General features: G+C 43.4%; 22 protein-coding genes. 5 read left to right on the top strand and 17 right to left on the bottom strand.

The features are described 5' to 3' along the window. On the top strand, positions 1–2,726 hold a 2,726-nt coding region (locus VMW01_10315; protein ID HUW06647.1), incomplete at its 5' end, for a cadherin domain-containing protein. A gap of 148 nt (positions 2,727–2,874) precedes the next feature. Here VMW01_10315 and VMW01_10320 read toward each other — a convergent pair. Continuing rightward, positions 2,875–3,753, bottom strand: a complete 879-nt coding sequence (locus VMW01_10320; GenBank protein ID HUW06648.1) for an SDR family oxidoreductase — start codon at positions 3,751–3,753, stop codon at positions 2,875–2,877. A 160-nt stretch (positions 3,754–3,913) separates the two neighbouring features. On the opposite strand from VMW01_10320, the gene VMW01_10325 reads away from it, so the two are divergent. Beyond that, positions 3,914–4,282 (top strand): helix-turn-helix domain-containing protein, encoded by a 369-nt coding sequence (locus VMW01_10325; GenBank protein ID HUW06649.1) that lies wholly within the window; start codon positions 3,914–3,916, stop codon positions 4,280–4,282. 45 nt (positions 4,283–4,327) lie between these two features. On the opposite strand, the gene VMW01_10330 is transcribed toward VMW01_10325, so the two are convergent. The 9 genes from VMW01_10330 to VMW01_10370 all read right to left on the bottom strand — a co-directional run bounded on the left by VMW01_10330 (position 4,328) and on the right by VMW01_10370 (position 15,092). After that, positions 4,328–4,927 (bottom strand): pseudouridine synthase, encoded by a 600-nt coding sequence (locus VMW01_10330; protein ID HUW06650.1) that lies wholly within the window; start codon positions 4,925–4,927, stop codon positions 4,328–4,330. A 111-nt stretch (positions 4,928–5,038) separates the two neighbouring features. Then, positions 5,039–6,574 carry an acyl-CoA carboxylase subunit beta gene (locus VMW01_10335; GenBank protein HUW06651.1) on the bottom strand — a complete coding sequence of 512 codons (1,536 nt, stop codon included), beginning with the start codon at positions 6,572–6,574 and terminating at the stop codon, positions 5,039–5,041. A gap of 88 nt (positions 6,575–6,662) precedes the next feature. After that, complete coding sequence (locus tag VMW01_10340) at positions 6,663–7,172, bottom strand: biotin/lipoyl-containing protein (protein HUW06652.1); 510 nt, start codon at positions 7,170–7,172, stop codon at positions 6,663–6,665. Between the two features lie 24 nt (positions 7,173–7,196). Next, positions 7,197–8,705: an acetyl-CoA carboxylase biotin carboxylase subunit gene (gene accC / locus VMW01_10345; GenBank protein ID HUW06653.1), complete on the bottom strand. Its 1,509-nt coding sequence runs from the start codon at positions 8,703–8,705 to the stop codon at positions 7,197–7,199. Positions 8,706–9,091: 386 nt separating this feature from the next. Continuing rightward, on the bottom strand, positions 9,092–10,657 hold the full coding sequence (locus VMW01_10350) for a carboxypeptidase-like regulatory domain-containing protein (GenBank protein HUW06654.1): 1,566 nt from the start codon (positions 10,655–10,657) through the stop codon (positions 9,092–9,094). Between the two features lie 7 nt (positions 10,658–10,664). Continuing rightward, a complete protein-coding gene (locus VMW01_10355) occupies positions 10,665–11,702 on the bottom strand; it encodes a FecR domain-containing protein (protein HUW06655.1) in 1,038 nt (345 codons plus the stop codon). 21 nt (positions 11,703–11,723) lie between these two features. Further along, entirely contained in the window at positions 11,724–12,281 is a 558-nt protein-coding gene (locus VMW01_10360; protein ID HUW06656.1) for an RNA polymerase sigma-70 factor, read from the bottom strand. 161 nt (positions 12,282–12,442) lie between these two features. Beyond that, complete coding sequence (locus tag VMW01_10365) at positions 12,443–13,711, bottom strand: carboxypeptidase-like regulatory domain-containing protein (protein HUW06657.1); 1,269 nt, start codon at positions 13,709–13,711, stop codon at positions 12,443–12,445. Positions 13,712–13,967: 256 nt separating this feature from the next. After that, entirely contained in the window at positions 13,968–15,092 is a 1,125-nt protein-coding gene (locus VMW01_10370) for a hypothetical protein (protein ID HUW06658.1), read from the bottom strand. 403 nt (positions 15,093–15,495) lie between these two features. On the opposite strand from VMW01_10370, the gene VMW01_10375 reads away from it, so the two are divergent. The 3 genes from VMW01_10375 to VMW01_10385 all read left to right on the top strand — a co-directional run bounded on the left by VMW01_10375 (position 15,496) and on the right by VMW01_10385 (position 18,852). Then, positions 15,496–17,871 carry an MMPL family transporter gene (locus tag VMW01_10375; GenBank protein ID HUW06659.1) on the top strand — a complete coding sequence of 792 codons (2,376 nt, stop codon included), beginning with the start codon at positions 15,496–15,498 and terminating at the stop codon, positions 17,869–17,871. A 75-nt stretch (positions 17,872–17,946) separates the two neighbouring features. Further along, positions 17,947–18,237 carry a YciI family protein gene (locus VMW01_10380; GenBank protein ID HUW06660.1) on the top strand — a complete coding sequence of 97 codons (291 nt, stop codon included), beginning with the start codon at positions 17,947–17,949 and terminating at the stop codon, positions 18,235–18,237. A 3-nt stretch (positions 18,238–18,240) separates the two neighbouring features. Next, on the top strand, positions 18,241–18,852 hold the full coding sequence (locus VMW01_10385; protein ID HUW06661.1) for a class I SAM-dependent methyltransferase: 612 nt from the start codon (positions 18,241–18,243) through the stop codon (positions 18,850–18,852). Here VMW01_10385 and VMW01_10390 read toward each other — a convergent pair. The 7 genes from VMW01_10390 to VMW01_10420 form a co-directional block, all read right to left on the bottom strand. Continuing rightward, positions 18,849–19,316, bottom strand: a complete 468-nt coding sequence (locus tag VMW01_10390) for a CoA-binding protein (protein HUW06662.1) — start codon at positions 19,314–19,316, stop codon at positions 18,849–18,851. The genes VMW01_10385 and VMW01_10390 overlap by 4 nt on opposite strands. Continuing rightward, the gene (locus VMW01_10395; GenBank protein HUW06663.1) at positions 19,304–19,756 is read right to left on the bottom strand and encodes a DUF3795 domain-containing protein; all 453 of its coding nucleotides are present in this window, start codon (positions 19,754–19,756) and stop codon (positions 19,304–19,306) included. The genes VMW01_10390 and VMW01_10395 overlap by 13 nt, the downstream gene beginning before the upstream one ends. Positions 19,757–19,758: 2 nt before the next feature. Beyond that, positions 19,759–20,148 (bottom strand): tautomerase family protein, encoded by a 390-nt coding sequence (locus tag VMW01_10400; protein HUW06664.1) that lies wholly within the window; start codon positions 20,146–20,148, stop codon positions 19,759–19,761. A 432-nt stretch (positions 20,149–20,580) separates the two neighbouring features. Continuing rightward, positions 20,581–21,039 carry a response regulator gene (locus VMW01_10405; protein ID HUW06665.1) on the bottom strand — a complete coding sequence of 153 codons (459 nt, stop codon included), beginning with the start codon at positions 21,037–21,039 and terminating at the stop codon, positions 20,581–20,583. A gap of 179 nt (positions 21,040–21,218) precedes the next feature. Further along, on the bottom strand, positions 21,219–21,683 hold the full coding sequence (locus VMW01_10410; GenBank protein HUW06666.1) for a hypothetical protein: 465 nt from the start codon (positions 21,681–21,683) through the stop codon (positions 21,219–21,221). 62 nt (positions 21,684–21,745) lie between these two features. Then, positions 21,746–22,663 (bottom strand): hypothetical protein, encoded by a 918-nt coding sequence (locus tag VMW01_10415; protein HUW06667.1) that lies wholly within the window; start codon positions 22,661–22,663, stop codon positions 21,746–21,748. 86 nt (positions 22,664–22,749) lie between these two features. Then, positions 22,750–25,806 (bottom strand): ATP-binding cassette domain-containing protein, encoded by a 3,057-nt coding sequence (locus VMW01_10420; protein HUW06668.1) that lies wholly within the window; start codon positions 25,804–25,806, stop codon positions 22,750–22,752. Positions 25,807–25,838: the final 32 nt, after the last annotated feature.

The following is a 25,838-nucleotide window of genomic DNA, read 5'->3' on the forward strand; positions in this document are numbered from 1 at the left end:
CACCAACGGTTACCACGCAAGCTGTAAGCTCCATAGCCGCCACAACAGCTACCGGAAATGGGAACATTACCAACCTTGGTGTGCCAAATCCAACCGCCTACGGGGTATGCTGGAACACCACCGGTACGCCGACGACTTCGGATAGCAAGGTGGACAAAGGGGCTGCTTCTGCTACTGGTGCGTTCACCGCTTCCATGACCAGCTTGACGGCCAACACCACCTACTACGTCAGGGCATTTGCTACAAATACTGCTGGTACAAGCTATGGCGCAGAGGTGTCCTTCACCACAAGCCCAATTGCACCAACGGTTACCACGCAAGCTGTAAGCTCCATAGCCGCCACAACAGCTACCGGAAATGGGAACATTACCAACCTTGGTGTGCCAAATCCAACCGCCTACGGAGTATGCTGGAACACCACCGGTACGCCGACGGCTTCGGATAGCAAGGTGGACAATGGTGCCGCATCGGCCACAGGGGCATTTACAGCATCTATGACTTCTTTAACTCAAAATACCACATATTATGTACGTGCTTATGCAACTAATACTGCAGGTACTTCATATGGAACAGAAGTTAGTTTCACAACATTAACTATTAATAACGCCCCAACCGACATCGACTTATCGGCTAGCGCAATTGACGAAAACGTTGCAGCCAACTCCACTGTTGGCACCTTGAGCACCACCGATCCGGATGCAGGTGACACCTTTACCTATACGTTGGTGGCTGGCTCAGGCAGCACCGATAACGCCTCCTTCAACATCAGCGTGAGCAGCTTGCGAATCACGGCTAGCCCAGATTTTGAAACCAAGAGCAGCTACAGCGTGCGAGTGCGCACCACCGATCAGGGTGGACTTTATTACGAGAAGGCTTTCACCATCTCCATTATCGACCAGAACGACGTAGTTCCGGTGGTTACGGCAGGTCAGAACTTATCCATTGACGAGAACCTCGCCAACGGCACTTCCGTGGGAACCCTCGTGGCCACCGACGGGGACGTTACCCCCACCATCTTCCAAGGATGGACCATCGTGAGCGGGAACACTGGAAACGCCTTTGTTATTAACCCGGCTACCGGGGAAATAACAGTGGCCAACAGCGCTGCCCTTGACCGCGAAACTATCGATGCATTCACCCTCATGGTGACCGTGACCGACGGCGTGAACACCAGCGCACAGATGAGCGTTACCATCAGCCTAAACGACCTAAACGACGTGGCTCCGGTGATTACTGCTGGTCAGAGCTTCTCCGTTGATGAGAACCTCGCCAACGGAACTTCCGTGGGAACCCTCGTGGCCACAGATGGGGACGTGACCCCCACCACCTTCCAAGGATGGGCCATCGTGAGCGGGAACACTGGAAACGCCTTTGCTATTAACCCGTCTACCGGGGAAATAACAGTGGCCAACAGCGCTGCACTCGACCGCGAGACCATTGATGCATTCACCCTCATGGTGACCGTGACCGACGGCGTAAACACCAGCGCACAGCAGAGTGTTACCATCAGCCTCAACGACCTAAACGACGTGGCTCCGGTGATAGCCGCCAACCAACTATTTCCTGTTGCTGAGCTCGCGGCAAATGGAACTGTTGTTGGCACCATTAGCGCCACCGACGGCGATGTTACACCTACCACCACCTTCCAGAGCTGGACGATAGTAAGCGGCAACACCGATGGAGCATTCAGCCTCGATGCCTCAACTGGAGAACTCACAGTTGCCAATAGCGCTGCACTCGACCATAACACAAATCCTATATTTTCGCTCTCCGTTTCGGTGAGTGATGGGGTAAATACCAGTGCCGCTCAAACGGTAACCGTAACGGTAGGCAATCTCAACGTCACCGCACCGGTTATTACTGCCGATCAGTCCTTCTCCATCGATGAAAACTCGAGCAACGGAACGGTAGTTGGTACTGTACAGGCAACCGATGCTGACCCAGTTCCTACTACGCTTCAAGACTGGACTATTACCGGAGGAAATACCAACAATGCCTTTGGCATCGACGCCTCAACGGGTGAAATAACGGTGACAAACACTACCGCACTCGATAGAGAAACAACGGCAGAGTTCACCTTAACCCTAACGGTAAGCGATGGTCTGAACACAAGTAATCCGCAAACGGTTACCGTTACGCTGAACGATGTAAACGATGTAACTCCAATTGTTACACCAGATCAATCATTCAGTATAGATGAAAAATCCCCTAGCGGAACAGTAATAGGCACGGTAGTAGCCACTGACGGTGATGTTACGCCAACCACCTTCCAAGACTGGACCATATCAACCAATGCTGACCCCAATGGAAATACCATTCCGGCATTCAGCATCGATCCTGCTACCGGTGAATTGGCTGTCAACGACCCCTTAGATTTGGTTTACGAGACAACCCCAAATTTTACCATCTATGTTACTGTTAGCGATGGAGTACAAACAAGTTTACCTGAAGCTGTCAGCATACATCTTAACAACACAACAGGAATTGAAGAGGTAACCAACGGCAACGTTAAGGCTTATCCTAATCCTGCCATCAATGACCTGTTTGTTGAATCAACACCTGGTAATATAATCTCCATTGTTACTCTAACAGGAGAGACCATATACAATGGAATTATTGAAAGCACTATTACCACCATTGATGTGTCGAGATTTAAACAAGGAATGTATATTCTGAAGGTTTCTGGTGAAAAAGGAACCAGCACCAGAATGATAGTGGTTGAATAACACCATTATTTAGCAAGAAAGGGGTCCAAGCATTTTGGACCCCTTTCTTGTTTCTATATATCCTTTCGTTCCTGTAGGCATCGGAAAATCCACAAGTCACCTGGTTTCAGAGCAAAAAATGCGATGCCTTCACGGTATTTAGCGTTTGCTATGCCAAGTGGTAGGCATCTGCTAGGTAATCCTTCACTGAGACTGGTTCTCGCTGCAGAATCTCCGTTAATGTGGCCGTAGGATGGTCAAACTCTCCCTGTTTTATTCCTCCACAAAAGGCAGTAACCGTTCCAATGATTTCAGCTGGTACACCCGCATTTGACATTGCTTGTTGAAATTCCTCTTGACTTGGAGAAACATACTTGATAGTTTTTCCAGAAAGATCTGCGAGCACTGCTGCAATCTCCTTAAATGAAATAGATGTTGATGCTGAAAACTCATAAATCTTATTTTCATGCCCGCTGGAAAGTAGAATATTTGCTGCCGCCTCTGCGAGGTCCTTCCGCAAAACGTAAGAGACTTTCCCTTCACCTGCTGGTAGAAAGATAGTTCCGGTTTCGAGCACCTTATCCCCCATAAACATGGGTAACATATCCAGGTAAAGGGTATGTTTCAAAATGGTGTAGGCCATTCCCGATTCCTTGAGCATTTGTTCCGTATCCAGATGAACGCGAGCCACCATGGCAATGGGAGAGCTGGCTGTTTCATTGCTTCGCTGAAAGCTGGTGTAAACCACATGCTTTACACCACACTCTTTTGCTGCCTTTACCACATTTTTATGCTGTGCACCACGTTTTACAACATCACTTCCAGAAACAAAGTAGAGCTTGTCAATACCTGAAAATGCTTTAACGAGTGAAGGATAGCTATCATAGTCACCTATCCTCACCTCAATACCCTTTGCTATAAGGTCGGAAGCATTACTTTCATTACGAGCCAATGCTACAACTGCTTTCTTGTCTCCTTTCCTAAGCAAGAAATTCACTACCTCCTTACCAAGATTTCCTGTAGCACCTGTAATCAAAATCTTTTTCATTTCTGTAATTTTTTATATTTCAACTACAATACATAAGTAATTCACTTACCTTTGGAGAGTCAAAGTTAATTGGTGACTGTGTCAAAAGCAAGAAGGCACGTAGAAGTGTGCCAGTTACTTACAGGTAACCATTACTGAACATCAGAATAATAGAATAGCGATGAGCCTAGAAAAATTTTCAAAAATTGACCAATGCCCAATTCGAAATGTGCTGGATCGATTTGGGGATAAGTGGTCAATACTTGTTTTGTTACTGCTAAGCGAGCAGGGCACCATGCGTTTCAGTGCAATCAACAGTGCCATAGTGGATATATCTCAAAAAATGCTGACCGTCACGCTTCGCACCCTCGAGGCCGATGGATTGATTGCTAGGCAGATTTACCCACAAATACCACCAAAAGTGGAATACAGTCTCACGGAAAGGGGTAGTAGCCTTATTCCTTTGATACGGCAACTTGCAGCATGGGCCGTGGAAAATATGCAATCGATAAAGGCTTCGCGTGAAGCATTTGAAACCAAAAGTGCATAATCGAAATATTGGCAGCAGAATGGCATCCTCAACGAAGCCCTAAAATCAAGAGATACTTCCTAAAATAGATTTTTTGTCCCATTGTAATATTTCCACCACCTCTCCCGGCTGCATCTGACCTAGCATTATACTTTCAATGGAAGCCCTGACCAATCGCAACGTTGGAAATCCAACAGCGGCAGTCATTCGCCTCACCTGCCTATTTTTACCCTCTGTGAGCGTTATGCTTACCCACGAGGTGGGAACCGTTAACCTAAAGCGAATGGGAGGAATGCGTTCGGGTAGCTCTGGAGCAGGAATTGCATGAACCACTGCAGGCAAGGTTCTATACCTAACTCCCTTTAAATTTATCTCAACCCCTGCACATAGCTTGGCAATCGCCTCTGGAGAAATTTCACCTTCTACTTGAACCCAGTAAGTTCGACGGTGCATGTTTTTGGGTGAAAGCAGCATTTTGTTGAGAGCAGTATCGTTTGTAAGGAGCAGCAGCCCTTCGCTGTCGTGGTCGAGTCGGCCAACCGGATACACATCCTTTGGGAATGCAAAGTCAAGGTCGGCTAGGGTAGGATTGCTGTTCTCGCGGCTAAACTGCGACATCATGCCAAAAGGCTTGTAGATTTTATAGTATTTAAATTTGCTTCCCATTGCTCCTCAAAGATAGAAAAGAGGCTAAGCATAAATGCTTTCGTTTGCAAACTTACTCCAAAAAAAAGCGCCAGTTGCAATAACCGGCGCCTAATATATTCTCTCCAATTTTTAAAGCGGAATGTTTCCATGCTTCTTGGGAGGGTTTGATATGTTCTTGTTTTGGGCCATTTCCAGCGCCTGATACAGTTTAAGTCGCGTCTGCTCAGGGAATATTACCTCGTCGACATAACCCAAAGCAGCAGCCTTGTATGGATTGGCAAACTTATCACGGTAATCCTCCACCGCTTCAGCACGAGCCTTTTCGTCCAACTTATTCTTGTGGAGAATGCTCACAGCACCATCGGGCCCCATCACTGCGATTTCAGCCGTTGGCCAAGCGTAGTTAATATCAGCCCCAAGATGCTTGCTCGACATCACATCGTATGCACCGCCATAAGCCTTTCTCAGAATAACGGTAATCTTGGGAACGGTTGCCTCAGCATAGGCATAAAGCAACTTGGCACCATGACGAATTACCCCACCAAACTCCTGCTCCGTTCCAGGCATAAATCCTGGAACATCAACAAAGGTGATCAGCGGAATGTTGAATCCATCGCAAAAGCGAACAAACCGTGCGGCCTTAACTGATGCATTGATGTCGAGTGCACCAGCAAGCACGGCAGGTTGATTGGCCACAACGCCAACCGAGCGTCCACCCAAGCGAGCAAAGCCAATTACGATGTTTTCGGCATAGAATGGCTGGACCTCAAAGAAGTGGTTGTCATCCACCACCGTTGTGATGATTTCCTTAATATCATATGGTTTGTTGGGATCGTCAGGAACCATGTTCCTGAGCTTTGTTTCAGCCCTATGGATGGAATCAAGGCTTGGCTTTATTGGTGGATCCTCCATGTTATTCGATGGGAGAAAAGTAAGCAGCTCCCGAACGAGCACCATAGCCATTTCATCGTCATTGGCTACAAAATGAGCCACACCACTTTTGGTATTATGGGTAGTGGCCCCGCCCAAATCCTCCTTGCTCACCTCCTCGTGCGTAACAGACTTTATTACCTCTGGCCCTGTAACAAACATGCACGAAGAGTCTTTCACCATAAGTATGAAATCTGTTAGTGCAGGAGAATAAACGGCACCTCCGGCACATGGCCCAAGGATAACCGAAATTTGTGGTATTACCCCTGATGCCATTACGTTACGGTAAAATATATCGGCATAGCCAGCGAGGCTTTCCACCCCTTCCTGGATACGAGCACCCCCTGAATCGTTTAGCCCGATAAGTGGAGCACCCATGCGCATAGCTAGGTCCATTACTTTAACCACCTTATCGGCATTGGCCCGGCTCAACGAACCTCCAAAAACGGTAAAATCTTGGGCGAAAACGTAAACAAGCCTACCATCAATTTTTCCATAACCGGTGATGATTCCATCTCCAGGTATTTTCTGAGATGCCATCCCAAAGTCGGTTGCCCGGTGGGTAACCAGCTTGTCAATTTCAACAAAAGTGCCGGGGTCGATAAGAATACTGATCCGCTCCCGGGCTGTTTTTCTACCAGACTCATGCAACTTTTTAACGCGCGCTTCGCCTCCGCCAAGTTCAGCCTGCTGGTTGATATTTTCCAGAAAACTATATTTCTTTTTTTGGTTCATGCTCTTCCTTTTTTTCGTTTCAAAAAACCATAACCGCTATGGTCTGCTAGCAAGCAGCCTAGCAAAAGTGAAAACAGATGCAAACATGCTAGTCAATGATGACCATTATTTGGCGACCCTCAACGGTATCGCCCTCATTTACCCTGACTTCTGAAACAATTCCGTCAACCTTGGAGCGGAATTCACTTTCCATCTTCATGGCCGAAACCACTATTAGCGGTTGGCCAACTACTACCTCATCGCCAACAGCAACGAGGACCTTTACTACCTTGCCGGGCATGGGTGAAACCAGTATCTTGTCGGAATCGGTGGAGATGCTGGTGCTTGTATTCATGCGATACCTTGCCTCTGCATCAATAATCTCGGCATCAAATGCATCACGTTTGGTATTGATGGTGTAAGTTTTGGGGCGCTCCCCAGGAAACAACTCCACGTTGTAGGAGCGCCCATTGAGTAGAATGGAGTATACTCCCTGCTCCACCATGATGATGTCGGCTTCATACTCCTTACCATCAATGGAAATCTTGGCAAGGCTACCCTCCTGGCTTAGTAAGTCAACCTGAGCAATTCTTTTGTTTAAACGAACTTCGTATGACATTTCTCTTCCCGTATTAAGTTTGAACTACAACCGCAGGAGACTTCGCCTACGTCCATACTCCTTCCACAAATTGCCCCTCGTTCCAACTGGCTTAGTAGGTCCTGCATTCTCAATTGCATTGAGATAGTCAATAAAAACCGTCATAATGGCCACATCCTCCGACTCAACATCGAGTTCAGGATTGGTTAGGAGCTCTGTTAGGTGCTGCTCAATGAAGTGTGTGGTGTATTTTCCTGTTTTGAAGTCGCCACATTCCATGATGCGCTCCAGAAATCGAAGGTTCGTTTTCACTCCTGTAATCTTATAGGAGTGAAGTGCACTGCGCATTCGTTCTATAGCCTCCTCTCTGTCCTGACCCCAAACAATAAGCTTCGAGATCATAGGGTCATAGTAGATTGGAATTTCGTACCCCTCGTAAACATAACCATCGTGCCTAACCCCTGTGCCCAAAGGCTCGGTAAGGTGCTTAATGGTTCCGGGGCTAGGCATAAATCCATTGGCAGGGTCTTCCGCATAAATGCGGCACTCAATGGCATGGCCAAATTGTCGAATGTCGTCTAAACCAAAGGAAAGAACCTCTCCATTGGCGATACGGATTTGCTCCTTAACGAGGTCTTTACCGGTAACCCTCTCTGTGATTGGATGCTCCACCTGTAGGCGGGTATTCATCTCCAAGAAGTAGTAGCTAAGGTCATCCCCAGCAATGAACTCAATGGTTCCTGCACCGTAGTATCCAACGGCTTTTGCAGCGGCAATTGCCTTCTCTCCCATCTCAGCCCTAACCTCTGGGGTAAGAAGCGGTGATGGTGTTTCTTCTACTACCTTTTGGTGACGACGCTGAACGGAGCATTCGCGCTCGAACAGGTGGATGGTATTGCCGTGCTTGTCGGCCAGAATTTGAAATTCGATGTGGTGCGGCGATTCGATATACTTCTCTATATAAATAGTATCGTCGCCAAAGGCTGATTTGGCCTCAGATTTAGAGGCCCTGATGGCAGAGGCCAGCTCGCTGCGCTTTTTCACTAGACGCATTCCCTTTCCACCACCACCTGCAGAGGCTTTAACCATTATTGGATAGCCAATCTCCTCGGCTACCTTTAAGGCTTCGGCTTCTGACTTAATCCCTTCAGTTGTGCCAGGAACCACCGGTACACCAGCAGCAATCATAGCCTGCCGTGCTCGCAACTTATCGCCCATGGCATTTATTGCCTCTGGCGACGGTCCAATAAAAGCAATGCCTTCTTCGGCACAACGTGTGGCAAATAGAGCATTCTCACTCAAAAATCCATAGCCTGGGTGGATGGCGTCGGCTCCACATGCCTTTGCCACCTCTAAAATATTTTCCATGGCAAGATAACTCTGAGCTGAAGGTGCGGGGCCGATGAAGTATGCTTCATCGGCATACCTCACGTGAAGGGCTGTACGATCAACTTCTGAGTATACAGCCACAGTCTTTAATCCCATCTCCTTGGCCGAGCGCATAACGCGTACAGCAATCTCACCTCTGTTGGCTACTAACAACTTTTTAATCATAGGCAGAGTTATTAAATCGGAGCTCAATTAACGAAAATCCACCTGTCAAAACAATTATTTTGGGCATAAAGTTGACTTTTGTCATATTATTAAATAACAAAACGCAGGTATTCAGCACATATGGAAATTAAAATAATGCTCAAAAAAAGTTTGTAGAAAGGATTTACCCTCCTAAAACCAATTTGCTACAAATTGCCTAAAAATGTCGTGAAGAAGGGATGCAGTTGAAATTGTAATTCTTAGCGCACGATGTGTTCTACGGCCGCTGCATCAACTATTAGAGTGGTCAAAATCCTAAATATCACAGCAAGATAAGCAGAGATCGAGAGGAGGTTAATGTTTAAAGGAAAAATGGTAGAAAAACCTATTACAGTCAAAATTCATTCCTACTTTCCGTTGACCATCTCAATTTTAGGTGCAACGCGTGAAAGAGCTTGACTCAGATTTTCCTCCGGTTCAATATAGCTGTAGTCGCCCCAAAAGCTAGGATCGTAGGTATAGTTAGCATCGCTAAAAACAATAAAAGGCCTAACTACATCCTGTCTTGGAAATCGTTGAACATTAATGGAATCGCGCTGGATGGTTGCCATCTCAAAATAAGTGTGATATGTACTAGCAAACAAGCGATGATGCTTTCTCACACGCAGGAAAATATCTCCTCTAAGGTGGCTAAGGTAGTACTTGCCATTCCACTTTTGGTAATGAACAGAATACGCAACTTTTTCAGGTATCACCTTGATTTTTCGACTTTTTTTAACTACCAGCTGATTTGTTATTTTATCGATATAATCTGGATTAACTTCGAAATCGACTCCAACGATTGCGTGACTCTTCACATCAACATAAATTACACCCTTGAACAATGGATCGGTAACGTCCTCTTTCTGATGAAATTCTATGGCATAAGCACTACTAGAATCCATTGATACAATGTCCGATTCCTCATACCGGTAGTCTTTCAGATATTCTTCGTCTAAAAAGTCGGGTATACTTTTAACCACATCCAACAAGAGGCTCGCGTTGATCCCTGCTTTCATTTTTATGGTAAGCGTATCACGTTGATCCTGACTAATCATTTTCCTACCCTTTAGCAACTTAACCTGGTCTAAATCTGGACTTTTCAGGCAAGATGTCTTATAAATCTTAAACACTGCTTCGGAATAGCTGAGGTAACTTTTGTTCTTTTCTATCCCTTCACGGTAAAAAGCGGTCAGATATATTGGATCAATTGAATAATTGGTAGAACGGAGCTCCATGGCCTGCTTGATGACGGCTACCGGATCTATGGGTTTAATAAGAACCTCCTGTATTGAAATATATTGTGTTTCAAGGTAGAACACCAACCTATGTTCTTGAAATATGCTTACCGGACAGCTTACTTGCTTATATCCAATGTGCGAAATAGTAATACTCTCCCTTTTGGCCTTTGGAGGGACCATGAGCACAAAATCCCCATCGGTGTTGGTAACCGTTCCCAATCCTATTTTAACAATCCCTATCGAAACGTAGGGCAATGGTTTATGTGTTTCCTTATCAACAACTTTTCCCCTTATTTCAATGGCAGTAATCGAATCGTGAGGTTGGTTAGCGGTGTTTGAATGATCGTGCAAATCATCGACCCTGTAAATTAAAATATGCTTCTCAACTACCCTGAAGTTGAGATTCTCATTTCCAAGGATTCTTTTAATAACTGCTGCTAAGGTTTCGTTATTGGCACTCAAATTCACCTTCTTGTCACTGTTTACTACCTCGCTATCGTAGATGAAGTAGTAGCCAGTGATATCTGAAATAGTGTTCAGCGCTTGGTAAAGGGTGGTGTGCTGACTGGGTATTGTAATTAGCTTTTGAAGTGGATCGTCCTGCGCATTGCCTTGAGACCAAATAGAAAGAATGACAATAAGCAGCATCGCTTTCAATGATCGGCGAGCTGCTTGTTGTCTAATTTGTTTCAAAGACAAGTTACTTGATCCTTCGTCCATCGGCTTGTGAAATAATTACTGTATCAGACTTCACTTCGCTCTTTAACTGCAACGCAAGACATATTAAATCGGTAATGGATGAGAGGGTGTTGTTGGAAAAGGTAACGGTAAGTCGCCGATTGCCCAGTTCGCTCGAAGCCAATACAATGGATGAATGGTAGTTTCGATTCAACACGTTCACCACATCCTGTAGCCGCTCATCCTTAAACTGCATGCGTTGCAATCTCCAAGCCATATAATCATTGTTTGAGTTTTTCACAACGGATACATTGCTACCTACGGCTGCTAATCGCTCACCAGCGCTCACCACAAAACTATTACTGGAACCATCCTTGAGAGTGACTTTAACTTTACCTCTTTCAACAATTAGCTCAAAGGTTGACGGAGTCTCGCTTCGAACATTGAAGGCAGTTCCAAGAACTTGAATTGTTGCCGCAGCCGTTTCAATTAAAAATGGTTGCCGAGAGTTGTGGGCAACCTCGAAAAAGGCTTCACCATTGAGTTCAACTTTTCGCTCTCTGGTATCAAATTCCTTAGGAAAAGACAACGAAGTATTGCTGGCAAGGTATACGGTGGAACCATCGTCAAGTGTATGAATAAGTGCTGTTGGCTCCGAGCCGGTTGAAAGATTCACCAACTGAGAACTCACTTTCAATCTATGGGAAGTATATATCCAAGTTGTTCCAACAGCCATAACGACAATCGCTGCCGCCGCCCACCTCAACATTGGAGTTATGCGTTTAGGTTGTTTAGCAATTATTGTATGCTTAGGCAATAAACCGTCTTCCTCAAACCTGTCGGCCAACTTTGCCCAAGCACTATCGGTATTTACCATTTTACTATCTTTGTATTTGCCCATCAATCTCCACTCCTTTTTCATTTGTGCTAAAAGTTCTTTATTCTCATCAAACATGTCTATCTCACCCTCAAAGATTTGCCTCTCTTCATCAAACATCTCACCCGCCAGGTAGCGACCTATGTACTCAAAATGCTGCTGGTTATTTTCGTCTAGCTTCATGGCCTTAACACATTTATCGGGTTAAACTGCATACTCATCGTAATGCTTCAGCTTCTTCCTGAAAAGTTGAAGTGCCTTTCCCATATCAGCTTCCACTGTCTTAATGGATACGGAAAGAGCATCAGCAATCTCCTGATATTTCAACCCCTCAAAACGACTCATTTTAAAAACACGCCGGCTGCGTTCAGGTAGTTCATTCAAGGTTTGCTCAATAATGGCATTCAACTCTTTCATCTCCAGCTCGTCAGAAGCATACTCCATCCCAAATTCCTCCTGCGTAGCGACTACACTTTGTGCATATTGCCTTGTTATGGCAACGTGCTCGAGATATCGAAGAGCGTTGTTTCTTATGGATCGGTAGAAGTATGATTTAAGGGAAATCTTTATGGCAATCTCATCCCTTTTTTTCCAATAGTTGTAGAAAAACTCCTGAACAACCTCTTCTGCTAAATCCATATCCTTAAGAAATTGAAGGGCATATCGGCAAAGTGGGGCATAGAATGTACGAAAGAGCCTTTCAAATTCAACAATATCGCTATTTTGAATCTTACGCTGGATGTTAATGTTTTTCAGGGGCATAATGCGATCTTAATCAATTATAAAGTTAGCGATATTTTTTGACATCCCTTTAAAGTAAAGGGAAAAGAGGGCTACCGCTACCTGCTGGTTAAATTTACCGCTGTTCCCCTACAACGCCTGCTCTTCCAGCTTTTCACGATAGCCCAATTACTTTAAACCACCTACTTTTGGCTACGCTTTGCCTGTCGATTAAACTTTTTAAGTGCAGCTTCGATTGACTCCTCCGGTTCAATCGTATTGTTGGCACCCCAATAGTCCGGCTCAAAGAAACTACCAATCTTATCGGCAAATACATCGCTCGATTTAAATGATTCCTTGAGAGGGAATTTTACTGCATTTTTGGTAGACCTATCGGTTATAGCCATTTCTGCCACAACAGTATAGTTGTTCTTGAACCATTTCTTTTTCCAGTCGCACTTGAACTTTAATTCGCTGCGTACATAGTTCAGATAGTATTTCCCATCCTGCAATTTATAGGTAACCCTATAATTGGCAAGACTCGGGGTAAATACAAGGCCCGTGGGTTTCTTGCGAATAAATTGCTGGCTAGCCTTCAGCTTATCTGACAAGTCCATATGAAACTCCAACATGGTAATAGCTTTACTCTCTTTTGAAATGTAAACTTTTCCAATGTAGAGTGGATATGGCAAAATTACAATTGGTGTAAACTGAACAACGTAGTTCAATTCATTATCAATATTCACCATGTCTACAACCTCAAGATGATAGTCTTCAAGGCTTTCACGCGATAGAATTACATCTGGATTTGCAACAATATCTAACATCAACATAACCTTAGGACCACCCTCCAATTTTACGGCAAGGGTATCTGCTTTTTTAATATTGGTTCCCTTTCGAGCCTTCTCAATTTTCACGCGATCGTCGTCGATGCCGCTAGTATATGAAGCTTTATAGATATCAACCAATGCTTCAGAAATTGAAAGGTAATCCCTGTTCTCCCTTACATATTCCCTGTAAAAGGCCTTCATTGCATTTGGTTGAGAACTGTAATTATCCTTCACCTTATCTAACGCTTCAAGAATTAGGCTACGTCCATTCTCTGGCTTAATAACAACAGGTTGAAGGGCCACAGCATAGGGATCAAGATAAAAAAATTTGTCGGAAGGATTAATATCTGCCGCCCGAAACCTACGGTTAACATACCCAAGATGAGAAATTTCAAAAATTGCAGCAGTGTCTGATAGGGGAATCTTTATTGTAAATTCTCCCTCTGAATTTGCAACTGTCGAAACGTTTGAGCCAACTGCCGTAATGCTTGAAAACGGCAGAACTTCTTTCGAATTTGAGTCCTTAACCACACCACTTATGGCGGTGTAGCTGTCGTTGATCTGAGCAGTAGCAGGTCCAACGCCTACCCAAAGCAGTGTCGTCATGCTCAGAATTAGAAATTTGGTAACCAATGCTTTCATTGCTTTATGTTTTTGGTGAAACAACTTATAAATCTTCTCATATCTAAGAGCATCATAAAGAAGTTTACCCTATGCTGTATCTCAATATATTTTCATTAAGTCTACTAAATGCCAATCATTTACACATATATAACATTTAAAGGTTCCTCGAAGGAAGAACATTTTAAATGTAATGGACCTATTGAAAATTCAATAGGAGGGTGACCAACTATTTTGGACACCCTCCTACTATGTCATCTTGTTGCCTCACTTAATTTTACCGGGTATAGAAGCTAATACCAAGGCTTAAGGATATAAATAGCGGACTCTTGCTCGTTTTTGGTAGGAAGAAGAAGGAAAACTTGGTCTTTGGTTTTGGCGCAAGCCTTTCCATGGTGGCGCTGTAGCTGGAAAAATCAAGGTCAAAGCCGAAACCGCCTGCACTGAATTGTGTGCTATTATCGCTTGAAGTACTTTCTGGTATGCTAATATTTGGATCGGTGGAGGATGTTTTAACTGATGTAGATGTCAAATTAAGCATTAGAGATGGTCTCCACTTAACGGTGAGATTAACTCCGTGCCAATTGCCCTGATCAATAAACTTACCCAAACCTAAAGTCCACCCAATATTAGCAGCAATGGGGATGGACATATTAAAAACGCTCATATTCATTGTGATTGGGTCTTGCTTCATATCGAACTTGTAGGAGTATATCATCAAATCGTAGCCCCAGCCAATGTTGAACGAATTCCAAGTGGAAAGGCCAGGTTTGAAAGCAGGTACCTTCAGATTGATCCAGTTCTGGTTAAAAGATAAACCACCACCATAGCCATTAATCTTACCAAACCCGGAAACGTCCATGCCAAAGTAGGTACCTGTAAGCATCACAGAGGTGTAAACAATCTTTCCTCCTCGCTGCAACCAATCCTGCCTTATGGCTTCACTGGGATCAGTTTTCTCTGCTGTGATACCCACTCCAGAACTAACGCGATTGACGTTTGTATCCCACTTTCCTCCGGTGGTATCATTATTTGGGGGATTGTTGCTTTCACTCAACTTCGCCTCCTCTCCCTTGGTTAAAGTGATGTATATACCATTAAATTTGAAGCCAACCTCAAATTCATAATTTTCACCCGGCTTTGGCTTAAGGTAGTATACGGTTTGCGAGCCAAGCCCAACCTTACCGTCAATTTTAAGGGAACCTTTATAGTCGGGAACTACATTCACTGAAATGGTGCTTCCGTTTTTTAGAATGTATTCATTTCCTTGGATAATAATTTTGATTTTTGCAGCAGATCCTTGAAACTTGGAGGGTCGCGCAAACTTAAGGGTCACTGCCTGCTGGCCTACTGAAGAAAGAGACAACAGTGCAAAGGCAAATAGAAACAGAAACTTTTTCATTTAGTGAGGGATTAGGGAATGTTAATATTTAGGTTACTACAAATTATATTTTTGATACACTAACATCTATATATCAGGGCATTAACCGTATTCCATACTATTATAAATTTATGGTGCATTTGGTAGCGAAAGCAAGTGTTTTATGACCAACAGACTAAATACATGGTTATAAAGTATTAAGGCGATTGGTAATTAGCAAAATTCATTGACCAATGGCTTACTGAACTTCTCCTGCTCACGAATTCCAAACCATGATAGAGAAATTAGCTATCTGGTTCCAACTGTTTTCAATGGGTTTGGGATAGAGAACATAAAACTGTTGATCGCATAAATAATATACGTCAACTTATTTCCATAAATTCGACAAACACAATACCTTTACTCCCTTTGAATTAAGTTAACTATGCTAACCGCCGTATCGAGGTTGATATTCAGAAATCGACCAACTATTATTGCTATTCTGCTTGCCTTTACAGCCTTTATGGCCTACGAGGGGACCTCGGTAAAGCTCTCCTATGAGTCTGCTTCACTTCTTTCGAATAGCGATAGTACGCTTATTCGTTACAATCAATTCAAACAAAAGTTTGGAGAAGATGGCAACGTGCTTGTTATTGGCATTCAAGACGATAACATATTTAAGTTGAGTCAGTTCAACGCTTGGTACGACTTGGGAAATCAAGTCCACAGCGTGAATGGAGTTCAGGAGGTGGTGAGCATGGCCAGAACCATAAACTTGGTCAAGAATACCGAAACCCACCATTTCGACTTTGTACCTTTAGTTAGGGAAAGGCCCACTACCCAGGCCGAGGTAGATACCATAGAAAAACAGATTCTCGGCCTTAAATTCTACCAAGGTCTACTCTACAATCCAAAAACTCACGCCTGCCTCATGGCAGTAACGCTCGATAAAAAGAAACTGAACGATATTAGCAGAATAACCATTGTAAAGGATATCACCACCCTTGCGAAGGCATACCAGCAAAACGAGGGAGTCCGCGTTCACTTTTCAGGACTTCCATACATAAGAACAGTCACTACCCAAAAGGTGAAAAATGAGCTTGGATTATTTATAATCATGAGCTTGGTGGTAGCTGCCCTAATAATGTTTCTATTCTTCAAATCGGTAAAGGTTGTTCTAAGCTCTTTAATAGTTGTCGCCATTAGCATTGTGTGGGTGCTCGGCACAACCGCACTCTTTGGTTATAAAATCACCATTCTCACTGGCGTAATCCCATCGCTAGTTGTGATTATTGCCATTGAAAATTGCATCTACATCCTCAATAAGTATCACTGGGAGTTTCGTAGCCATGGAAATAAGATAAAGGCATTAACTAGAGTGGTTCAACGCATTGGACTTGCTTCCTTAATGACCAATGCTGCTACCGCAATTGGGTTTGCCGCATTTATTCTTGTGCCCAACCAGATGTTACGTGAGTTTGGCGTCGTAACCGCCATTAATGTAATGCTGGAATTTGTGCTCTGCATAACTCTGCTGCCAATAATTTTCAGCTACTTAGCACCACCAGACGACAAACACACCAAGCATCTCAGCAGTAGCTTTTTTAGTGGTATGCTCAACAAGATTATTTACGCAATTACCCACAAACGAAAGTTAATTTATGGCGTTGCTGGAACACTGCTGCTGTTTGGAGCAGTTGGTATCAGCCTAATTAAAACATCGGGCAAGGTGGTAGACGATCTGCAAAAGAGTGACCCCATTTACCTCGACCTTGAATTTTTTGAGCATAACTTTGGCGGAGTCATGCCATTTGAAATATCGGTGGATACCAAGAAGAAAAATGGTGCCATGCAATACTCCACAATTGAAAAAATAAATCAGCTACAGGAGAAAATTAACAAGCACCCCCAGTTTTCCAAGCCACTATCGATGGCCGAAATGCTCAAGTTTGCCCGTCAGGCTTACTATGGAGGAAAACCATCGATGTATTCGTTACCCAACTCCATGGAAAACAACTTTGTGATTGCATACATCCCACAAAAGATGGATGGCAAAAGGAGCCCGCTGCATTCATTCCTCGATAGCACAAAGCAGGTTACCCGCATCAGCTTTCAAATGGCAGATCTTGGCACCAAAAAAATGGATGCTTTAACCCACCAGATACAGCAAACCGTTGATTCCATTTTTCCAAAAGACCGCTATAACGTAATTATTACGGGAAATAGTGTTGTATACGCAAAAGGCACCAACTTCCTTATTCGAAACCTATTTCAGAGCGTTGCCATTGCCATCATCCTTATTTCATTGCTCATGGCGCTACTCTTTTCTTCATTTAAGATGATATTGGTATCCATGATTCCCAACATCATCCCCTTGCTTATAACGGCGGCCCTCATGGGCTTTATTGGCATTCCCATAAAGCCATCCACCATAATTGTATTTAGCATTGCCCTCGGAATTTCAGTGGACAATGCCATACAGTACCTTTCGCGCTACAGGCACGAGCTCAAGGTTTCTAAAGGTGACATCAAGCATTCGGTAATATTCGCCCTTCGCGAAGCGGGGTTTAGCATGATTTATACAAGCATAGTTCTTGTTCTTGGCTTTAGCGTATTCATCGTTTCCGGCTTTGGTGGCACCCAGGCGCTGGGGATACTTATCTCAACCACCCTTTTTATCGCCATGTTTTTCAACATTATGGTACTACCATCCTTGTTGCTAACCATTGATAAACGATGGGTGAGCAAATCGTTTACCGAAGAACCTATACTGGAGGTATTCGAGGATGAATATACAGATACCGATCAACCTGATTTATAGCCGTTTTTGCTTATCCTGTTGATCTAACCATATTTAGGAAAGAACAGTTTACTCAGATAAAATAAAACTTAAGCAATGCTCTATATTGTTGTTGTTACTTACCTGAAGCCAATTGAGGAGGTTGACCATTTTCTCGTGGCGCACAGAAAATTTCTAAGTATCCACTATGCCAGTGGCCAATTTATCGCTTCTGGACCACAAAACCCAAGAACTGGTGGCGTAATTATTTCGAGAGGGAAGAGTAAAGAGGAGGTTTTGAACCTGCTCAAGGAAGATCCATTTAACCTGAATGGTATTGCTCAGTATGAAGTAATTGAGTTCGACCCGGTGCTTTACCACGACTCGTTCAAGCCCTTAATTAGCTGATAGATGGATCTGCTCGAAAAATGCGCTGTGTGTTCCTTTCACAAAAAATGGATTGAACAGTGCGGAAGAGGTAGTTTGGGCGCGCTCGGCTGGGAAAATGAGATTGGCCAGCAAAAACGTTTTGAAATTCTGGCCCAAATGGCCAACCTGAGCAGTTTTTCGATACTAGATTTGGGCTGTGGTTACGGCCACTTTAAGAAATTTCTTGACCAACGCTTTAGCAACTTTTCCTATACCGGCATCGATTTTATGCCGGAATTCATTGAAGAAGCAGAACAAACTTTTGCAGGATGTTCCAACACCAAATTTTTTCAAAGTGATTTCTCTGTAAATAATATTCCTACAGCTGATTACATTTTCGCCAGTGGGGTATTCTGCTACCAGAGCAACGATCTGACATACTACACCAATCTGATTAAGAAAATGGTTAGCCATGCAAGGAGAGGTGTCGGTTTTAATATGCTTAACATTGCGACATTTCCCCATAGCTCATTCTTAAAAGCGCATGAGCGCGACACTACCCTTGCCCTATGTAAATCGTTGGCAAAAAAAGTTTTAGTAACGGAGAACTATCTTCCCGATGACTTTACAATCTTTATCTACAAAGAAAGTTAGGCATGCAAGGTGCCAAAGGTTTTTCGAATAAACCGATGCAGGTTATGAGGAAATTTGCGCGGAACAGCATACATAAGAATGCACTCATTTTGCACTAGACTTATCCCAAGAATAGCTAGATTACCCAACTTATCGGCGTTAATGCCATTTTGTAGCCAAATATTCTGAATACCTAAGGCAACAGCCTCATCAACCACCAACCCAACGGACTCCGTACATACCAACAGTGAATCCACCTGCTCCTCTATGGAAGAAAGTCTTGGGTAACAATGCTCACCGTCAATTTCTGCCATATTGGGGTTGATGGGGAATACTTTGTAACCAGCTTCCTTCAACTCCAAGTATGCAAGATATCCAAACTTCTTCTTGTGGCGCGATACACCTGCTACAGCAATGGTTTTACCACGCAAAAAGGTATCTATCTGCTCCTTTATCTCCATCCTATTTTTGGTTACTTGTTCCATGCATAGTGCGATTTCCGTTTATTGTGAAAGGCAACCAATCCCTCTGTGGCAATAATATTAAGATGAAAATCGAGATTTGGGTGGTGTTTTTTAAGGTGTGAAAGTTTTTCACATTGCTCCATTTCGTCACATGCCCAACACCCAACCAATTCGCGCGATGTGGCACAACTTCTAACCTCGCAGTTTTCGTTACATCCCCCCTTTCGACAACTTCCGCTGCACTCCAAATTTATGATGGCATTCAAAACATCAAGAAATTGGTTGTAGTCCTTAAACACCTCTTGCTTCTGCTCCCTAATTTGTGCATACTTTTCGAGGTGATTAACGGCAAGCTCCGATTTGAGCGTACGTGCCACACAAAATAGCTCTGACCTAGAAGGAATACAGTCGCCACAAAAAACTCCACAGTAGCCAGTTTTATTAAGAACAGTTGCCTCCATGGCTATACGTTTAAGTTAATACCTAAATCGACCTCAGAAGCTGGTTTGCCGCCTCTAATCCCCCAGTTTTCCAAGGGAGGATCATTAATTACAATGGTTATATCGTTGCTTGGAATTCCTGGATTAGCTGTGAGAAATTCTACCACCTCCCTGTAAAAGGACTTCTTAGCCTCCGCGCTACGCCCCTTGAACATGGTTACCTCAATTATGGTGTAGCTATCGCTTCTGCCACCATGCTCGAAGCACTCAGTAGACAACTCATACAAACGCTGGCGACGATCGTGGTCAGGAATTTTGATGGTATTAACCAATGCTTGATGGATTCCATCCATCAGTGCCTTTTTATACTGGGAACTCTTACCCGCTATAATCTCAACCTTAACCAACGGCATCTGCTTTCCAATTAAATTTGGCTAAAGATATTTGATTTAGACTGACATAAAAAGCTAATTTCCCTTAATTGACCATAAATTACCTCAATAGAACTCCTCTAAAAGGCAGAATCATACCGTTATTTAACTGCACTCAGTACAATGACCACACGTAATTGATTGACAAAGCCCAAATAATTTTGGTTACTCAAACAGGTGAGGTAAACATATCCATAAACCCATCTAACTTTCGAAAGATAGTGCATTTTGACACTAAATTCAATAGCACTGAAATTTAAGCGATTGCGGCATATGCGGAAGACATAAACACAACCTCTTAAGGTGAAGAAAGGATGAGTGTAGTCTTAATTTTCGAGAAAGAGTTAATTGGGAGATGACAAAAGATCCTCGTAGCTGTTTATTGCAATCCTACCTTGTTCCTGAATGTTATTCTTAGCATTGCCCTCTCAAGCCTAAAATGTCGCTAACAACCGTACGAAGGTGGTTTATAGGAAAGGGCTTTTCGATGTAAAATGAGAATCCAGAAGTGAGGAGCTTATCGGGATCACCATTAACGAGGAATCCTGTGATGGCGATGATCGGGGTTATCCGATAGCGAGGTATTCGTCTAATCTGTTGAGTTGTTTCCACCCCGCTAATGCCCGACCCTAGGTTAATATCCATTAAAATGGCCGGATAGGTTGACCGTGCAGCCATATCGAGGGCTTCCTCTCCATTAGAGGCAATGTCGACATGGCAAATGGCCTCAAGGGCTGCAGATATTAACTGACAATGAATTTCATTGTCCTCGACAAGTAAAATTAAATTATCTGCCGGAGAATAGCTATTCTCAATCTCCTGCACCTCTTCCCTATCTGGCGTGTTTCCTATATCAATTACCTTATCAAACATAGCACATTATTGTTTCAATTCCGATTACTATAAACTTATGGACTCTTCTTTTCCTATTTAACGGCGTTTGGAGCAAAAGGAGAAATCAATTCCACAAGCTGAGGCAATACAATGACAAACAAACACTATGTGACAATGAACGTGAAATCAGTAATCAACCCATCTCCACGAAAAGCGAATCACTTAAATCCAATAGATGGTATTTTGTTCCACTGGATGAGAATACCCACGCAAGATGTTCTATCACTGAAGGTCTGGTAGTCTTGTTTTTTAGGCATCAAAGTAACTTCAATAATAATCTGCCGAGTATCATTAACGGCAAAGCCAACGGACTCCACATACTTATCGGTTTCATTATCGTAAGTCACCTCGTTAGTTTTGGCATTGATAAGCCTAAAGTGGATAGGATAAAACTCCCTGTCGGCACAAAAGGAAACACGATATTCCTTACCACCAAATAGCACGACACTGTATCGATAGGTTGAATCGGCTAAGAGAAGGGCATTCGTGGATTGACCGTAGACATTATAACCTTCAACATTAAAGCGGGTACAACCTTTTGTTTTATTAAATCCATTGCAACTCTGTCCATACAAGGTTGCAGTAAAAGCTGAAAGCAGCATAAGTAACAATATCTTTTTCATTCCCTAATCTTTTATTTTGCAGAATTTAACTTCATACAAATGCCTGATATAACAGAGCATGGTTAGTACTTCTGGCTGAAAATATTCTGACGTATTGCCTGTATCTGCTTCTTCAGTTGGAGAAACTTTTCGGTACTGTATCGGCTTTGCTTCTCACCCTTTTCCTTAAGGATAATCGTGGCAGTGCTATCTGTAACCGTCTTCTTCACAACGGTGAGGCTGTTGTTGTTTTCGTTTAAACTATAGAAACCATCCTTAATGGTATTCAGGTCGCGCATTAGCTTTGCGGAGGCAGAATCCTTTGGACTATACTGCGCAAAATTTTCGCGGTAGTTATCGAAGAATAGCCCCATATCCACCACCTGTTTCACTAGAACTTGCTGCTTGTTTACATCGTCGATGGAGATCGAGGCAAGGTAAAGGGCCTCCACTATAGTTCCAACCCCAACCTCTGAAAAGAGTTCCTGCCCCCCGAGTGTTTCAATATTCTTAAATACCTCTATCGACATCTCAATGGAAATAATTTTCAAGGAATCCACATTGGTGAGATTTTTCTCCATTCGGTCTAGGTAATTCTGATTCATCTGGTTACTTATACCAAGTTCTGTGGCTAACTTTTTGAGAGCCTTGAGATAGTCCAATGCCTTATAACCCTTATTAAAGTAGCTGAGGTATAAAAAATCGGTATAAGCAACGCCGAAGTAGAGTGCTTTATACCGGGTAAGGGTAACCTTGTCCACTATCTTTAGATCGAGGAGTTGTACATCTTTATAACCAAAATCATTATCGGCTAACGAAGAGATTAACTCTTCTGGAGTGGGAAGCAGGTAATCGATACCAACCGTTGTGGTGTCTTGAACCTGGGCAACGGTATCGATAGCACTTCTACTGGAAGTAGTGCTACAGCCTTGACAACCTACCATACAGAATGAAATCCCCAGGCCTAGGCCAAAAATAGCAAAGGCTCTTAGCCTGCTCACTCTTTTAGAAATTTTAATCATGGAATCCATAGCAAATCGGTAAGGTTAATTGAAGTAATTAAAAACTAAAAATACAAAAAAAATCGTCACTTCCGCTCTATTCGTTTGGTCCGCCATTCCTTTTGCTTATGCTCTACCTTGCTGACTAAACGGCCTAGCATTCCAGTAACAAGGATAGCATAGCCTCCAAACCACATAATCCAGAGGACCAATAAATTGAAAATAAAGGTGCCAATAGTTACATTTCCCACTCTCTTGAAGGGTGCATAAAAATGGGCACGACCGTAGCGGTTTTGAGGCGCATGAAACACCGGGTCAACCATCACCGTGACGGTTGTTCCTTCTATACGAACAGGATCTTGCTCGGCCCTATTACGTACTAAATCGACCAATGCAGCATTTTGCCATTGGTTTCGATAGTCGATATAGGCATCCGAACCGCCATGCTTTTTCATTTGCTGCTCAATAATCAGCTCCTTTGAGGCAATAACCCTATTATACTCATTAGAAAGACGAGTCTTGTATTGCTCCAACTTGAAGTCAAACACCTTTAAACTATCAGTTTGCAAACCATTTATGCGAATATTCCATTTTGAAGGACCAATATCCAGCTGATTAAGCTTAGCAACTGCGCTTTGAAGCACTTTAAACTCATGGCTTGCCAAACGCTCATCCACTGGCATTGCCTCAAGACGCTCTTGGCTGGAGGTGATCAGCGGTAGCAGGTATAACAACCCATTGCGTAGGTTGCTTTCAGCATACTCCGCGTCAAACAGTGGCTGCTCGTAGGCATTATGCTTGAACTGATACACATCGATAGCTTCATAAGCCCATCGCGAAGCCATCACATCGCCTATAATTGGCACCACCTCGGGGGAGCTGAACTTGTAGTAGAGCTGGTCAAACTTAACAACCACCCCGCTGAGCAAGATTTGGGGTAGAAAAAGGAAGGGGATTGCTAAGTAAATGCCTGCTATGGACTTAAAAATGGATGACACCAGCAAACCTGCAATATTACCAACACATGATATGGAGAAGAGTATTAACCACAGAGGGAAAAAGATACCCTTAAGTTGTAATATCCAAACACCTATTATGGTAAATACCAGGGTTTGAAGGGCACTCAGTAAAATGTAAAACAGCACGATGGCATTGATGGAACTGCTTCTATTAAGCTTCACGTAGGCCTCGCGCTTGTGGGTTTTTCGGTCTCGAAAAATACCATCAGCACTAATTATCATGCCTATAAACATGGAGGCAATCACCGCCATGAAAAAGAAGGATGGGATATTCTGGTTATTGAAGAAGTTGTAGACTGGCTCGCCAGTCGAGGTAAACGAGAATTTTTTTGATACAATGGAAATTATGATACTTAGGATCAACGGAACGGTGATCGAAAAGATGGCAAACTCAAGGTTATTCCTGCGCGATAACACATTACGCTGAAAGAATATTTTAAACTGCAGAAACCGCTTGGCGCTGATGTGCTTTGGTTGAGGGATTGGTGTTTGGATGGATGAATCTTCCATCAAAGATAATTGCTTAACATATTCGCTGTGAAACTCCTTTGGGGTTCGTTTCCTTTCGCTCAGAAGTACGCCAAAATCGTTGACTTTTTTCTCGTCAATAATCTCAAAAATGATTTCTGGCTTTACGTTTCCACAGCTGTCGCAAGTGCTAATGTTCTGGTCAACCCTTTTTCCTTGCTGCTTAAAGTAAAGAATCCCTTCCAGCGGATTTCCAAAGAAAATGGGATAACCACCTTTATCAAGAACGAGAAGCTTATCGAACAACTTAAAGATTTCGGAGGAAGGCTGGTGAATATTAACAATGACCAATATATCCTGCAGCGCAAGTGTTTTCAATGTATTCATCACCTTCTCGGAGTCGGCCGATGACAGGCCAGAGGTGGGCTCGTCTACAAATAGAACCTTTGGCTCACGCATTAGTTCAATGGCAATGGAAAGGCGCTTACGCTGGCCTCCACTTATAACCTTATTGGTTGGAGACCCAACAATTAGGTCCTTTATTTCATACAGCTCCATCACGTTAAGCATCCGCTCCACCTGCTGTGCAACTTGATCGGAACTCATCTCTCCCAACGAGAGCAAGCTGCTGAAATAAAGATTTTGGTATACTGTTAAATCTTCAATCAGCGAATCCTCTTGCGTAATATATCCTGTAAGCTCCCTAAACAGCCTGTTGTGGCTTTTATATTCCAACCCATTCCACAATAGCTTACCCTGGTATGCCGAATTAAGCCCAGCAAGGATGTTGAGCAATGTAGACTTGCCCACTCCGCTATCGCCCATGATGGCTACCAAATCACCGGAATGGAAGGAGAAGGAGAGGTTATGAATTCCCTGCCCTGTGGTGCCATACGTAAACTCTACCTTTGACGCGGCCAGCGTAATGTTGGAGGAATCACTTCTCTTTAGAATGGCGGCAAGAATCTCACCGTAATAGATTGGCTGTATTCCTTTTCCGGTGATATAGTTTCCTGGAGTAAGCGTATAGAGCTGGTTCGGAAATACAATTTTTCCGTTAATCTCCAAAAAATCGCGCCCCCGATAATGGAGCAAGATCATCTCACCAGAAGCCACATACATAAAGGTAATTAATCCCCTGAGCCCCGACCTCTTCATGTAACGAATATCGTCCACGGAAGAGCTACCGGCCCCTACAAATAGAAGATCGTGCTTGTTGGCGATGCGGTGATGCTCGTTAAATACAAACTGGCGGATACTAAGATATACCGACTTTTCAATCCTTAGGCCGGATGCAACGCTATCTATTTCATTCACAAAATTCTCACCCTCAACAAAGAAACCCATTCGAAAATTCCAGATGTATCCAATAAAGTTGAGCAGGGTAATGAAAATTTGAATGCGATTCGCAAGGGAGTATTCCTTGTTAATTAAGTTAAGTAGAGGTTGTAGATTTTGTAGTGCTCCTTTTTTGGAAGAGTAGGCCTCCAAATATTGGATAAAATCGCCATATTTCGCTTTACCAATCGATCGGCCATAGGTACTATATAAGTAGTTCTCCACATACCGTTTAGTAAGCAACACATCCTCCCCTCTTTTTGAGGAGGCCAAAAGAGCAAGAATGCGGAGAACTGTATTAATAATCACATCGCTCATACCTTGTGGTGCTTAAAAATAAGCAGAAATTC

The sequence above is a fragment of the Williamwhitmania sp. genome, assembly GCA_035529935.1.
GTDB lineage: Bacteria > Bacteroidota > Bacteroidia > Bacteroidales > Williamwhitmaniaceae > Williamwhitmania.

What these genes read in the sequence shown, in the direction of transcription:
- VMW01_10390 (HUW06662.1), bottom strand. Translation starts at nt 19,316, where the DNA reads ATGGAACAAGTAACCAAAAATAGGATGGAGATAAAGGAGCAGATAGAT.
- VMW01_10330 (HUW06650.1), bottom strand. Translation starts at nt 4,927, where the DNA reads ATGGGAAGCAAATTTAAATACTATAAAATCTACAAGCCTTTTGGCATG.
- VMW01_10320 (HUW06648.1), bottom strand. Translation starts at nt 3,753, where the DNA reads ATGAAAAAGATTTTGATTACAGGTGCTACAGGAAATCTTGGTAAGGAG.
- VMW01_10370 (HUW06658.1), bottom strand. Translation starts at nt 15,092, where the DNA reads ATGAAAAAGTTTCTGTTTCTATTTGCCTTTGCACTGTTGTCTCTTTCT.
- VMW01_10420 (HUW06668.1), bottom strand. Translation starts at nt 25,806, where the DNA reads ATGAGCGATGTGATTATTAATACAGTTCTCCGCATTCTTGCTCTTTTG.
- VMW01_10360 (HUW06656.1), bottom strand. Translation starts at nt 12,281, where the DNA reads ATGCCCCTGAAAAACATTAACATCCAGCGTAAGATTCAAAATAGCGAT.
- VMW01_10355 (HUW06655.1), bottom strand. Translation starts at nt 11,702, where the DNA reads ATGAAGCTAGACGAAAATAACCAGCAGCATTTTGAGTACATAGGTCGC.
- VMW01_10380 (HUW06660.1), top strand. Translation starts at nt 17,947, where the DNA reads ATGCTCTATATTGTTGTTGTTACTTACCTGAAGCCAATTGAGGAGGTT.
- VMW01_10385 (HUW06661.1), top strand. Translation starts at nt 18,241, where the DNA reads ATGGATCTGCTCGAAAAATGCGCTGTGTGTTCCTTTCACAAAAAATGG.
- VMW01_10340 (HUW06652.1), bottom strand. Translation starts at nt 7,172, where the DNA reads ATGTCATACGAAGTTCGTTTAAACAAAAGAATTGCTCAGGTTGACTTA.
- VMW01_10395 (HUW06663.1), bottom strand. Translation starts at nt 19,756, where the DNA reads ATGGAGGCAACTGTTCTTAATAAAACTGGCTACTGTGGAGTTTTTTGT.
- VMW01_10335 (HUW06651.1), bottom strand. Translation starts at nt 6,574, where the DNA reads ATGAACCAAAAAAAGAAATATAGTTTTCTGGAAAATATCAACCAGCAG.
- VMW01_10375 (HUW06659.1), top strand. Translation starts at nt 15,496, where the DNA reads ATGCTAACCGCCGTATCGAGGTTGATATTCAGAAATCGACCAACTATT.
- VMW01_10405 (HUW06665.1), bottom strand. Translation starts at nt 21,039, where the DNA reads ATGTTTGATAAGGTAATTGATATAGGAAACACGCCAGATAGGGAAGAG.
- accC (HUW06653.1), bottom strand. Translation starts at nt 8,705, where the DNA reads ATGATTAAAAAGTTGTTAGTAGCCAACAGAGGTGAGATTGCTGTACGC.
- VMW01_10410 (HUW06666.1), bottom strand. Translation starts at nt 21,683, where the DNA reads ATGAAAAAGATATTGTTACTTATGCTGCTTTCAGCTTTTACTGCAACC.
- VMW01_10400 (HUW06664.1), bottom strand. Translation starts at nt 20,148, where the DNA reads ATGCCGTTGGTTAAGGTTGAGATTATAGCGGGTAAGAGTTCCCAGTAT.
- VMW01_10365 (HUW06657.1), bottom strand. Translation starts at nt 13,711, where the DNA reads ATGAAAGCATTGGTTACCAAATTTCTAATTCTGAGCATGACGACACTG.
- VMW01_10325 (HUW06649.1), top strand. Translation starts at nt 3,914, where the DNA reads ATGAGCCTAGAAAAATTTTCAAAAATTGACCAATGCCCAATTCGAAAT.